This is a genomic window from Sutcliffiella cohnii (genome assembly GCF_002250055.1).
In the GTDB taxonomy this organism is placed as follows: Bacteria; Bacillota; Bacilli; order Bacillales; family Bacillaceae_I; genus Sutcliffiella; species Sutcliffiella cohnii.
Genome location: NZ_CP018866.1, coordinates 3,894,688 through 3,907,573, shown reverse-complemented (window position 1 = coordinate 3,907,573; position 12,886 = coordinate 3,894,688). Strand labels below are relative to the sequence as shown.

Genomic DNA, 12,886 nt, shown 5'->3' with positions numbered 1-12,886 from the left:
AGTACATATGAAAATTAATACATGTTATCACGGAGATATTACGATTCAGGAGTCCGACATTATTACCTTTAAAAACGGTTTACCTGGGTTTGAGAATGAAAAAAAGTTCGTACTACTCTCACTAACAGAGGAAAATGTTTATTTCTCGTTGCAAAGTGTAAATACAACAGACTTAGCTTTTATCGTTACAAATCCATTTCTTTTCTATAATGACTATGAGTTTGAGTTAGAAGAATCTACTCAGCAAGCTCTAGCAATTTCAGCTAGCCAATCTGTTGAAATTTATGTTGTTCTAACCATTGCAGATCCATTCGAAAAGTCGACAGCTAACTTACAAGGCCCTATCGTAATTAATAAGGAAAATCAACTGGCGAAACAAATTGTTGTAAACGGTACGAAATACAATACGAAACACATCCTCCCTATTAGTGAAAAGGAGGAAAAATAATGCTTATTCTGACTCGAAAGCTAAATGAGACAATTGTTATCGATGAAAACATCGAAATTACCATTCAAAGTATAGATGGTGAACAAGTAAAAATAGGTGTAAAAGCACCGAAAGAAATCGAAATTTATCGAAAAGAAGTACTAGAAGCAATCCAAAACGAAAACAAAAATGCAATTTCTAGGAAAATAGATATAAAAAAATTAAAATAAGTGTAAAGTTTTATAAAAACGTGTCGATATAAAGAATGTAAAACAAAAGTTCAAAGTCGGCCGACAAAAAACTTTTGAAAAATACCCCACATGGATGTGGATGGACAATTCAAGGAGGAAATCAAAATGATTATCAATAACAACTTAAACGCAATGAACGCTCATCGTCAAATGGGAATGAACGTAAACGCTAATGGTAAAGCAATGGAGAAGTTATCTTCCGGTCTACGGATTAACCGTGCTGGTGATGATGCGGCTGGTCTTGCTATCTCTGAAAAAATGCGTGCGCAAGTTAGAGGATTAGACCAAGCTAGTCGAAATGCTCAAGATGGTATTTCTTTAATCCAAACAGCAGAAGGTGCCTTAAATGAAACTCACGCAATTCTTCAGCGTATGCGTGAATTGTCGGTTCAATCAGCCAATGATACTAATACTGACGATGACCGTGCTGAACTTCAAAAAGAAGTGGCACAATTAATTGAGGAAATTGACCGTATCGCTACTGACACAACATTCAACTCACAAGTATTATTTGACGGTAACTTTGATGCTCAAATTCATATTGGTGCAGATGCAGGGCAAGCGTTAAATGTTACAATTAGAGATATGGGAGCTACTACTGTTCTTGCAGTAAATGCTGTTGATATCGCAACTCAAACTGGAGCGGATGGAGCTATAACGACTATCGATGATGCAATTAAAGAATTATCTTCTGAGCGTTCTCAACTTGGTGCATGGCAAAATCGTTTAGAACATACTACTAAAAATCTTGAAAATGCTTCTGAAAACTTACAAGCTGCAGAATCTCGTATTCGTGACACTGACATGGCTAAGGAAATGATGGAGTTCACTCGCTCTAACATCCTAAACCAAGCTTCTCAAGCTATGCTTGCTCAAGCTAACCAACAGCCACAAGCTGTATTACAATTACTTCGTTAATTTTAACAAAAAGAGAGACCTTTATTAATAAGGTCTCTTTTCATATGAGCTTTTCTGAAACACTTTCATCACATGAGTTTGAAAATTAATACCTAAGATTAGTGGTGTTTTGATAAGTTTCAATATATTACCATAAAAATTAAATCTATTTACTCTTTTAAACCAATTTTTTTAAATAAAACATAGGATAAATTACTCATTCATTTAATTTATTGAATCTATTATCCTATTATTATAGTAATAAATACCAAGTGAAAAAGGCAAATCATAGGAAACTATGAGACGCAAAGCCAAGGACCTGTTCTGCGTGATAGATAAAACGTGGATGGTAGCCGGTTGCCACAAGGAATCATAGTTCCTAACCTATGAACCTTGTAGAAGGTTCTTTTTTATTTGGTCAAAAATAATGAAAGGTAGGACAAAAGGATGAAAAAATCGTTTTTTAGGAAGTTTACGTTATTAGCATTATTACTTATTATTGCTCAGACGTTACTTCCAGTAGCTAATGCGTTTGCCAATTCCGATAACAATATGTTACCTCCAAGTAATATAACAGCGGAATATATAACGCCAGATGATGTTAAGTTAGTATGGAATTCTGTTCACGGAGCAACAGGCTATCATGTTTATGAAATTACAGAAGGGCAGTTAATTTTACTTGGGGAAACAACAGCTGCTAATTTCACTTTGAATGATTTAGAGGAAGGTTCCTACAGGTATGTTGTTTCTACACTAAATGGCGACTGGGAATCTGGACCGAGTGCCCCGATTAATGTTGATATTACGTATCCTACTATGGAATCACCATCGACGGTAACATATAAGATAGAAAATGGTAACGATATTGTACTTAACTGGGAAGCTTCTCCATATGCAGAAACGTATCATGTTTTTGAAATATCCTCAGAAGGTGATGCTTCATTAATAGAAACTGAAGCTGGAACTACATACAAAGTTAATAATGCCCCTGAAGGACTGTATACATATGCTGTTTCTGCTTCGCATTCTTTATACGGTGAATCATCGTTATCCCATATAGTCGAAGTGGAAGTTGCTTATCCGACAATGGCAGCTCCACAAAATTTTACGTATTCTTTAGTTAACGGAAGCGATGTGTCACTTAAATGGGATGCTGTTTCTTTCGCGAAAAATTATCATGTTTATGAAATATTAGATGGCGAAAGGGTTTTAAAAAGGACTATTTCAGATAATAAAGTGACATTTTCAAACCAACCTCCGGGTGAATATGTATACGAAGTTCGTTCTAACAATGATCGCTTTGGAGAGTCCGAAGAAGGAAGTTTACTAAATGTTAATGTAAGTGAAATCACGATGACAGCACCAGCTAATTTCACCTACAAAATCCAGAACGATAACGATATTGTTTTATCATGGGGGACTGTCCCTTACGCAACAAGCTACAAAATATATCAAGTTAACGATGAAGGGAAAAGTTTAGTTAGTACCGTAACTAGTACAAGCGTTACTTATCCTGTTATGCCAGCAGGTAATTATGTATATGAGGTACATTCCTTTAGTGACCGCTTTGGTGAATCGGTGGACGGTAGTGTTGTTACTTTCTCAGTAGAAAAAGTAGATATGGAAGCGCCGAATAGCTTTAGTTATAAAATAAATAATGGTAATGATATCGCTTTAAGCTGGGATACTACATCTAATACAAATAACTATAAGATATACCAAATTGTAGATGGAGAAAAGGTGTTAGTAAGCACAAGAACCAACACTAGTGTAACCTTTACAAATATGCCAGAAGGAAATTACGAATATGTAGTACATTCCTTTTCTACTAGGTTTGGAGAGTCCGAAGAAGGAAGTCAATTATCTTTCACTTTAGAACACCCGGTTGTTAAACCACCGGAAAATTTAATTCAATCTATAAATAATCCAACTAGCTTTACGTTAAATTGGGATGTAGCTCCTTACGCGAATAATTATAGAGTCTATCAAGTAGTAGATGGAAACAAAGTATTAAGAAGTACAGTGTCAGGAAGAAGTGTTACCTATTCAAATATCGCACCGGGTGACTATACGTATGTCGTTCATGCCTTTTCTAGCCGCTTTGGAGAATCTCCAGAAGGTTCAGTGCTAAAGGTAACAATGAATGGGGAAACAATGGCCACTCCTACTAATCTATCGCATACCATTAATAATGGAAACGATATTCGTTTAACTTGGTCAAGTGTCCAATATGCAAATAGGTATAACATTTACGAAATCATTGATGGGGAAAGAGTTTTTAAAAATTCCATCACTGGTACAGCTTTATCCTTTATTAATTTACCAGAAGGAGATTATCATTACGTTGTTCATTCTGCCTCCACATTACTAGGAGAATCACCAGAAGGAGCAGAAGTTAAAATTTCTTTAGTTCATCCGACTATGGAAGCCCCAAATACTGCAATATCAAGAGTGCAAAACGGTAATGATGTAGTATTAAACTGGGAATCAGTGCCTTTTGCGAATAACTATCGTATTTACGAAGTGGTAGGCGAAGAGAAGGAATTAAAAAGGACAGTGACCTCTTTATCTACTATTCTTTCAAACGAAGCGGAAGGGGAGCGTACGTATGTTGTGCATTCTTTTAGCAATCGTTTCGGAGAATCCGCAGAAGGTATTGAAGTTACGCAAGAAGTTGTCTTTCCGCAAATGCAAAAACCAGAAAACGTCACTTACTCTATTAACAACGGAAACGACGTTGTGTTGAGATGGAATGCAGAGGAATATGCAACAAATTATGTAGTATACCAATTTATTGATGGCGAACTAGCATTAGAAAGAACGGTGTCAGGTACTGCGACTACGTTCAGCAATATGCCTGAAGGTGAACATAAATATATCGTTCATTCGAATAGTACTCGCTTTGGTGAGTCGGCTGAGGGAAGTGAAGTATCTTTAACACTTATTCACCCGACAATGCAAGCACCAGAAAATTTAACCTATAGTATCAATAATGGAAATGATATTGTCTTAAGGTGGAATGCCTCTTCGTTTGCGAACAATTATAAAGTGTACCGAGTCGTTAATGAGGAGTTAGTATTAGAAAGAACTGTTTCAGGTACTGTAACGTCGTTTTCGAATATGCCTGAAGGGGAATATGATTATGTGGTTCACTCGAACAGTAACCGCTTTGGTGAGTCGTTTGAAGGAGAAACTATTTCCTTTACTCTTTTTCATCCAATTATGCAGCCACCAGGTAATTTAACGAATAGTATTTCAAACGGTAATGATATTGCACTAAAGTGGAGTGCTTCAACATTTGCTAACAACTATAAAGTATACCGAGTCATCGATGAGGAATTAGTATTAGAAAGAACGGTATCTGGTACTTCCGTTACTTTTACGAATATGCCTGAAGGAAATTACGAGTATGTTGTTCATTCCTTTAGTAATCGCTTTGATGAATCTCCAGAAGGTAGCACACTCGATTTTACGTTAGTATGGCCAACTGTACAGTCACCACAAATCTCGAGCACAGTTGTAAATGCAAATAATGTTACGTTATCATGGCCAGCTTCCACATGGGCAAATGAGTACCGTGTGTATAAAGTGAATAATGAAAGCAGAGAGTTGCTTTATAAAGGTACAGCGAGAAATTATACCGTTCACAATTTGACAGAGGAGACTCATTCCTTTGAGGTTACTTCTTTTAATACAAGGTTTGGGGAATCAAAACCGTCAAATAGAATAACAGAAACGATTATTTATCCAATTATGGAGCCACCGGTAGCAAACTTAGTTTTATTAAGTGAGACGAGTGCTCGAATTTCGTGGGATTTTGTTACATATGCAAATGGCTACAATATTTATGAATTAATAGATGGAGAAGCTGTTTTAATAGCAGAAAGGGTAAACAACCTATCTTACACAGTTAGGGATTTATCTTATCGAAACCATGAATATGTTGTAACGTCTTATAGTAACTCATTTGGTGAATCAGCACGTTCCAATATCGTTTTAGCAAAATTAATCGTTGATACTGAACCACCGGTTACTACCATCAATGCACCGGAAAATTGGACAAATGAATCAGTTACTTTAACTTTATTTGCTACAGATGAAGATACAGGAGTAGCAAACACGTATTATTCAATTAATGATAGTGCCTTTGTGGAAGGAAAGAGTTTTGTAGTAGAGGGCGAAGGGATTCATACTATATCCTTCTACTCTGTTGATAAAGTAGGGAATAAAGAAGAAGTTCAGACGGTGAAAGTGAAGATAGACCAATCATCTCCAGTAACGACATCAAACATAAGTAATGAAAAATGGTTAAATGAAGCTTACAAGGTTGAGTTTACAGCTGAAGACGGTAAGAGTGGTGTTGGTAACACCTATTACTCTATTAACGGATCAGCATTTACAGAAGGAACAAGCTTTACTATCTCCAAAGAAGGTGTCCATGAAGTAAGCTACTACAGTGTTGACAAGGCTGGTAATGTAGAAGAAGTGAAAACAGAGCAAGTGAAGCTTGATTTCACACTGCCAGAAACAACTTCGAACATTGAAGAAGGCTGGCTAAAAGAAGTGTATAGCGTACAATTGACTGCTACTGATGAAAAAAGCGGAGTAGCAACTACGTACTATTCATTAAACGGTTCTGACTTTGTAGAAGGAACATCCTTCACAATCGAAGAAGAAGGCATCCATGAAGTAAGCTATTACAGTGTAGACAACGCTGTCAATGTAGAAGAAGTGAAAACAGAGCAAGTGAAGCTTGATTTCACAGTTCCAGAAACTAGTTCAAATATAGTAGATGCTTGGTTAGCAGAGGCGTTTACACTACAACTAGCTGCAACGGATAATTTAAGTGGTGTAATGAAAACATACGTATCTGTAAATGGATCTAACTATGAAGAAAACACAAACATTACGTTTGAAGAAGAAGGTCTATACGAAGTAAGCTACTATAGCGTCGATCAAGCAGGCAATGTGGAAGCTGAACAAACGGAATACGTAAAAATTGATAAAACAGCTCCTGCTGTTAGCTGGGATTACGAAGATGAGTATGCATTAGGTACAGAATTAACATTAACTTATGATGCCTTTGATGCACTTTCCGGTATTCAATCAGAAACATTGTTATTTAATGGTAAGCAATACAACAATGGCGATGTTGTTGCACTTGACCAACCAGGAAAATATACGTTAAAATTCGAAGTGGTAGACAATGCAGGTAATGTTACAACACTTGAATCAGAATTTGTCGTTTACATTCCACTAGTAGACTTTGAAGTATTACCTAAAGTAATTGCACCAAATACAGGTGTGTTTACAGTAAAAGTTAACTTAGCGGGGAAATTTAATACAAAAGGTATTAATCTTAATACGGTAACAATAAATGGAGTAAACGCTATTAATAAGAGCAATGGAAGCCAAAAGCAAGCCGAAAATGGACAATTCAAATTCAATCGAGACGAATTTGTTTGGAATCAATATGAGCAAGTCCTGGAATTTAGAGGTTATGTTGATGGGCAGCTTGTAGTAGGCTATACAACAGTTAAAGTTCAAAGTAATAGTGGCAATAATAACGGGAAAAATATGAAGTTTTAATTATTACTTAAGAGGGCCAAGTTTTTTGGCTCTCTTTTTTTTGTCTAAAGAATTCACCAAAATAACCGATATAAAAAGAAAAGCTGTATTGTTAGAAAGCGGGGATGGGGAATGGAGATTAACTCTTCTAAATTAACAAATTTTCTTTCTACTAACACTTACAACGTAAAGACAGAAACTTCAGAGGTAGAAATTGCAAAAGAACATAAAAACGTAGAAAATGTTGTCGATAGTATTAACCAATTTTTAAAACCTTTAAATACATCGGTGCAATTTTCTTTTCATGATGAATTAAATGAGTACTATGTTTCGATAGTGGACCAAGAAACGAAAGAGGTTGTGAAGGAAATTCCACCTAAGAAATTGTTAGACATGTATGCAGAAATGGCCAAGTTTATGGGATTATTTGTAGACCAAAAAATATAGGAGGAACACGACAACATGAGAATAAGTGGATTTGCAAGTGGTATGGACATTGACCAAATGGTAAAAGACTTAATGAAAGCCGAACGTATACCTTTGGACAAGTTTTATCAAAGAAGAACGACAATAGAATGGCAACGTGATGCGTATCGCGAAATGAATACGATGTTAGCCAATTTCCGTGATTTATCTAGGAATTTAACGCTCTCTACTTCATTAGGAGCAAAAACAGTTTCAACATCTAATACTAATATCGCAACGGCAACGGCCTCTTCATCGGCTGCGTTTGGTTCGTATAAACTGGAAAACATCACGTTAGCAAGTGCAGCTACAAATATTAGCGCCGGGACGATCTCTTCGGATGAACAAAATAAATTAGATCCTACACAAAGTTTATGGAGTCAACGTGATAAAGTAGCCGGTTTAGCAAACGTAGAAGGTTCTGACGTTTGGGTAGAGAATTCTTTTGAACAGTCAGCAGTATCTCTCTCGAACAAAAACTCGGTTCGTCTCTCCAAAGGAGCTATCAATAGCGAGACATTCCCTAATACATTAACTGTATCTTCACGTGATTTTACAAGAGTAAATTCGCTTGAAGAATTAGAGAATGGTGGTCAAGCATTTTTCGTTGACACAAACACCGGACAAGTAACCTTTAGTGAAACATTTGAAGAGGGAGATGAACTTCAGTCGTTTTCTTATGATCATTATTCCTTTAATTTTTCGATTACAACGTATGATGCGAACGGCACGGCAAAAGCAACTCCGCTCGAATTTGACGGTACCGCAACGTTAAACCAAGTTATTTCTGGGATAAATACATCAGCAGCTGGTGTCACTGCACTTTACGATAGTCAATCGGACCAAATTGTTTTTACTAGAAAAGAAACAGGGAATTTTAATATTGAAGGACCAGAAATGACTTTTGAAGGAGCGTTTTTAACGAGTGTTTTACAAATGGATCCTTCTAGAGAAACAGGTGGTTCGGACGCAAGGTTCACCATTAATGGTTTAGAAACGTCTCGTAAAAGTAATACATTTACGATGAACGGCATGACCATCACACTAAAAAGCAACACAGTTGGTAATGAGTCCATCAACTTAACAGTAAATGCTAATACGGATAAAGCGTTTGATGAGGTTATGAACTTTGTAAACACGTATAATGAGCTTATTGGAGAAATAAGTGGGAAGGTAAACGAGCAAAAGAATAGAAATTACCCACCGCTAACGGATGAACAAAAGCGTGAATTGAGTGACCGTGAAGTGGAACTTTGGGAAGAGAAAGCTCGTAGTGGATTACTCCAGAGTGATTCGACATTACGTAGCGCGTTAGATCAGTTTAGACGAGAAATGTTCAACATAGTAGAAGGTGTAGACCCAGCGTTCAACCAACTAGCGAAAATAGGTATAACAACTTCCCGTGATTTCCGTGAAGGTGGGAAACTTATTGTTGATGAAGGAAAACTAAGAGAAGCACTTGCTTCCAACCCGGATGAAGTAAGGAAGCTTTTTGGACAAAATGGTCCAACACAAGCGGAGAAGGGGCTTGCTCAACGACTTCGTACTATCGCCGACAATACGATTAAAAGTATTGAAACGAAAGCTGGAAATCAATACCGAACAAATCAACAGTTTTCATTAGGGCGTGAGTTAATCGACGTTGAAAAAAGAATTACAGATTTTGAACGAAGATTAGTAGGAATTGAAAATAGGTACTGGAGCCAGTTCACTGCTATGGAAAAAGCATTATCACAAATGAACAGTCAAGCGAACTACTTATATTCTCAATTTATGAGTTAAGAGAGGGAAATAAAAAATGGCAATGAATAATCCTTACAAAGCTTACCAAGAAAATAGTGTTTCAACAGCATCTCCAGGAGAGTTAACTATTATGCTATATAATGGTGTTATTAAAAATGTGAAACTAGCAAAACAAGCAATCCAAGATAGTAACATTTCTGCTAAACATACACATTTAATAAAAGCTCAAGATATCGTGAGAGAACTAATGGTGACATTAAATATGGACATTGAAATCTCAAAATCGTTAATGGCGATGTATGATTACATTAATCGTAGATTAGTAGAAGCAAATACGACGAATAGTGCAGATGTATTAGTAGAAGCGGAAGGATACTTAGTAGAGTTAAGAGATACGTGGAAAGAAGTAATTAAAATTAATCGCCAGAAGCAATTTGGTCAAGGTGGACAAGTGTAATGAATCGAATGCAAGCTTATAACGATGTTAGTTTAGAATTACTTCACCTTCTTCAAAACTTACCACCTATTAAAGAAGATGATGACTACTTGCAACCAATGAATGAATTACTGCAAAAAAGAGAGGTTTTATTAGAGGTGATAAAACCTCCCTACTCAGAAGAAGAAAAGGTAATTGGTAAAAGTGTAGTGCAGTTAGATATAAAAATTCAACAATTACTTCAAAACCGTAAAGTTAGAATTAGCGAGGAAATGATGAAAATAAAGCAATCAAAAAAGGTGAATAAAGCTTATGCTAATTCTTTTCAAGCACCTAGCCTTGACGGCACATACTACGACAAACGAAACTAGGTGACCTGCATGACAGAAGAACAAATCACCTTTATCCGAGAATACAATGAACTTTTAGAAGTAACAGTAGAGGCGCTTCGATATTTAGGTTCGGACCGAACGAATGCTGGTAGCGAAATGGAGGAGCGTGTCTACTACGATTCTTTATTAGCGTTTCTTAAAATACAACAAATGAATGAGGCGTTGTTGGATATTTTTCATGATGATACAGAGAAAGTGCAAGCAATTGCTTCATTTGAGGTAGTAGTGCATGAATTAGATAAAATTAGTACGGAACCGGTTCATGCTTCTAACGAAATTTTTCAACATCATATTATACCAGCTTTTGAAGCTTGGAAGATTCATTTACAGTCACACTTAAAAACAGTTATATTTCATTAAAGGATGCCTATCTCCCACTAGCATCCTTTTCTTCTAAACTACCTTCCCTAGTAAAATCATCCTAATAAAATGTCTAATTTTGACGAAAAGTATCGAATTTACACGAAATTTGTATTATTATAATAGAGTGAGGAAAAATCTCACATTATTTACGAAATATTACTGAATACTATACGATATTTCTACATAACAGAAGGGTATGGAGTAAATGAAATCTTTAAAGTTAACTAGCTATGATCAATACTACAAGTTGTTATATCTTTATCATGCAGAGCTAGTATTTATAATAAATCTCCAAGAAGAGATCGTAGGTGCGAACCAAAATCTCATTAAATATGGGTACAGCATCAATGATTTATTACATAAACATATAAAAACAATTCTCCGTGTCGATTTTTCCATTTCCCATGAAGATAGAATGGCTTCACAGCTTACTTATAAAAATGGCGATCAGGTGGACGTGGAAGTACAGGTTATTCCAATTGTAGAAAAGGGTGAATTAAAAGGATATTTTCTCGTTGTAAAAGATCAAAGCGAGGTCAATAATCCTTCACCGCAAGTGAAAAAAGACGCCTTAATAAAGAAAGAATGGATTACCGCATTTGAGCTACAGTATGCGCTGGATAAAAAGCAGTTCACTTTATTTTACCAGCCGAAATTAAGCTTAACGACTGGAAAAATCGTCGGTGTAGAAGCGCTTATTCGTTGGAAACATCCAAAAAGAGGATTGATTTCACCTGGAGAGTTTATTCCTATTACAGAAGAAAGCGGGCTTATTATCCCAATAGGAGAATGGACACTTCGTGAAGCATGCCGCCAAAATAAAGCTTGGCAAGAAGAAGGTCATCCTCCCATGTTAATGTCTGTAAACCTATCTGTTAGACAACTGCATCAACCTGGTTTTGTCCCGATTGTTCAGCAAATCTTAAACGAAACAGAGTTGGACCCTTCATACTTAGAGCTTGAAATAACGGAAAGCATGCTAATGGATCATGAAAAAAGTATTCCTGTATTAAGAGACTTAAAAAACCTCGGAGTGCAAATAAGCTTAGATGATTTTGGAACAGGTTATAGTTCTCTCCATTATTTAAAAAATATTCCGATTGACCGGCTGAAGATTGATCAATCATTTGTTCGAAATTGTTCTATCGATACGAATGATGCAACAATCGTTAAAACTATTATTGCGATGGCACATCAATTAAACCTAGAAGTTATTGCCGAAGGAGTAGAAATTAAAGAACATCTTTTATTCCTCCAGCGACACGTCTGTGATGAAGCACAAGGTTATTTATTTAGTAAGCCGCTTCCACCGGAAGAGTTGATTTGTATTTTAAAAGATGTCGAGCAAGTTATTCCTACAAGCGGGCTACCAAAAGACCTTTCCAACCAACATTGGATTGAAGAAGCGAATAGTGTAGATCGCCAAGAACTTATCGATACGATTAGTAAGCAGCAAGGAATGATTATGAAGTTTATCAAAAAAGGAAATGCATTCATTCACACATTATGTGGTGGGGAGTTAATTTACAAATTTGGATTAATTCCAGAACAAATCATCGGAAAAGAGCTTAAAGACTTTCTTGAAAAAGAATTAGTAAATGAAAAGCTTCCATATTATGAACGTGCTTGGTCTGGCGAGAAAGTAGTGTATGAAGCAAAATTAAACGATGTATTCTATATTACCTCTTTGCAGCCGGTAAAGAAAATGGGTCAGGTTGTCGAAGTAATCAGTTCTTCCTTTGACATTACACCTCGGAAAAAAATCGAGGAAGAGTTAAAGTTAAGGGAAGCAAATTATAGAATCATTACGGAAAATATGCTCGATTTAGTAGGCGTTTGGGACTTAGAAGGAAACGTTATATACGCTTCTCCCTCTCATAAAAAAGTATTAGGATTTAACCCTGAAGATTACAAAGGAAAAAAAGGACATAGTTGGGTACATCCGGAAGATATACCGATAGTAGATGAACATTTCAAAAATGTTTTAAACGCAAAACAGCAAAGCCTTGTTATTTTCCGTGCAAAACATACTAACGGAGGCTGGGTAAAAATTGAAGTGCAAGTAGCACCAGTCATGGAAGAAAGCGGAACTGTAAAACAATTTGTCGTTGTAGGAAGAGATGTAAATAATAGAATGTGAATGACGTTTCTACAGCAAAAATACTAAACATGGTCACAAAATAAACAACTTCCACCTTTAAGGAAAGAAACGCATATGTAGTGCATATACTTATTCAACTACGTAACTGCCTTGCCATTTGACGAAAATGTGAAGTTTATACAGAAGAAGGAATTATTTCACAAAAAGTTTGAAAAATGTCGATGTTTTAGCAGGAATGGAGGC

Annotated in this window: 10 protein-coding genes and 1 riboswitch; all 10 genes read left to right on the top strand. The window is 36.2% G+C overall.

Going from position 1 to position 12,886, the window contains the following annotated elements; all coding sequences use genetic code 11:
- The first annotated feature begins 7 nt into the window (after positions 1–7).
- The 10 genes from fliW (at position 8) to BC6307_RS19725 (ending at position 12,682) form a co-directional block, all read left to right on the top strand.
- Positions 8–448: a flagellar assembly protein FliW gene (gene fliW, locus BC6307_RS19770; protein WP_066419100.1), complete on the top strand. Its 441-nt coding sequence runs from the start codon at positions 8–10 to the stop codon at positions 446–448.
- Positions 448–657 carry a carbon storage regulator CsrA gene (gene csrA / locus BC6307_RS19765; RefSeq protein WP_066419101.1) on the top strand — a complete coding sequence of 70 codons (210 nt, stop codon included), beginning with the start codon at positions 448–450 and terminating at the stop codon, positions 655–657. Before fliW ends, csrA begins: the two co-directional genes overlap by 1 nt.
- A 126-nt stretch (positions 658–783) precedes the next feature.
- Positions 784–1,596: a flagellin N-terminal helical domain-containing protein gene (locus BC6307_RS19760; protein ID WP_066419105.1), complete on the top strand. Its 813-nt coding sequence runs from the start codon at positions 784–786 to the stop codon at positions 1,594–1,596.
- Between the two features lie 249 nt (positions 1,597–1,845).
- Positions 1,846–1,940, top strand: a riboswitch (cyclic di-GMP riboswitch).
- An 82-nt stretch (positions 1,941–2,022) separates the two neighbouring features.
- Positions 2,023–7,164: an OmpL47-type beta-barrel domain-containing protein gene (locus BC6307_RS19755; protein ID WP_066419107.1), complete on the top strand. Its 5,142-nt coding sequence runs from the start codon at positions 2,023–2,025 to the stop codon at positions 7,162–7,164.
- Positions 7,165–7,275: 111 nt separating this feature from the next.
- Positions 7,276–7,590, top strand: coding sequence for a flagellar protein FlaG (gene flaG / locus BC6307_RS19750; RefSeq protein ID WP_066419109.1), 315 nt, complete (start codon positions 7,276–7,278; stop codon positions 7,588–7,590).
- Between the two features lie 15 nt (positions 7,591–7,605).
- Positions 7,606–9,390, top strand: a complete 1,785-nt coding sequence (gene fliD / locus BC6307_RS19745; protein ID WP_066419112.1) for a flagellar filament capping protein FliD — start codon at positions 7,606–7,608, stop codon at positions 9,388–9,390.
- A gap of 16 nt (positions 9,391–9,406) precedes the next feature.
- The gene (fliS, locus tag BC6307_RS19740; RefSeq protein ID WP_066419115.1) at positions 9,407–9,808 is read left to right on the top strand and encodes a flagellar export chaperone FliS; all 402 of its coding nucleotides are present in this window, start codon (positions 9,407–9,409) and stop codon (positions 9,806–9,808) included.
- On the top strand, positions 9,808–10,158 hold the full coding sequence (locus BC6307_RS19735) for a flagellar protein FliT (protein WP_066419117.1): 351 nt from the start codon (positions 9,808–9,810) through the stop codon (positions 10,156–10,158). The genes fliS and BC6307_RS19735 overlap by 1 nt, the downstream gene beginning before the upstream one ends.
- Before the next feature lie 9 nt (positions 10,159–10,167).
- A complete protein-coding gene (locus BC6307_RS19730; protein ID WP_066419126.1) occupies positions 10,168–10,539 on the top strand; it encodes a DUF8042 domain-containing protein in 372 nt (123 codons plus the stop codon).
- A gap of 208 nt (positions 10,540–10,747) precedes the next feature.
- Positions 10,748–12,682 carry an EAL domain-containing protein gene (locus tag BC6307_RS19725; protein ID WP_066419128.1) on the top strand — a complete coding sequence of 645 codons (1,935 nt, stop codon included), beginning with the start codon at positions 10,748–10,750 and terminating at the stop codon, positions 12,680–12,682.
- The last annotated feature ends 204 nt before the right edge of the window (positions 12,683–12,886 follow it).

Coding starts and splice junctions, on each gene's coding strand:
- fliW (WP_066419100.1), top strand. CDS start 8: ATGAAAATTAATACATGTTATCACGGAGATATTACGATTCAGGAGTCC.
- flaG (WP_066419109.1), top strand. CDS start 7,276: ATGGAGATTAACTCTTCTAAATTAACAAATTTTCTTTCTACTAACACT.
- BC6307_RS19730 (WP_066419126.1), top strand. CDS start 10,168: ATGACAGAAGAACAAATCACCTTTATCCGAGAATACAATGAACTTTTA.
- BC6307_RS19760 (WP_066419105.1), top strand. CDS start 784: ATGATTATCAATAACAACTTAAACGCAATGAACGCTCATCGTCAAATG.
- BC6307_RS19735 (WP_066419117.1), top strand. CDS start 9,808: ATGAATCGAATGCAAGCTTATAACGATGTTAGTTTAGAATTACTTCAC.
- fliD (WP_066419112.1), top strand. CDS start 7,606: ATGAGAATAAGTGGATTTGCAAGTGGTATGGACATTGACCAAATGGTA.
- csrA (WP_066419101.1), top strand. CDS start 448: ATGCTTATTCTGACTCGAAAGCTAAATGAGACAATTGTTATCGATGAA.
- fliS (WP_066419115.1), top strand. CDS start 9,407: ATGGCAATGAATAATCCTTACAAAGCTTACCAAGAAAATAGTGTTTCA.
- BC6307_RS19725 (WP_066419128.1), top strand. CDS start 10,748: ATGAAATCTTTAAAGTTAACTAGCTATGATCAATACTACAAGTTGTTA.
- BC6307_RS19755 (WP_066419107.1), top strand. CDS start 2,023: ATGAAAAAATCGTTTTTTAGGAAGTTTACGTTATTAGCATTATTACTT.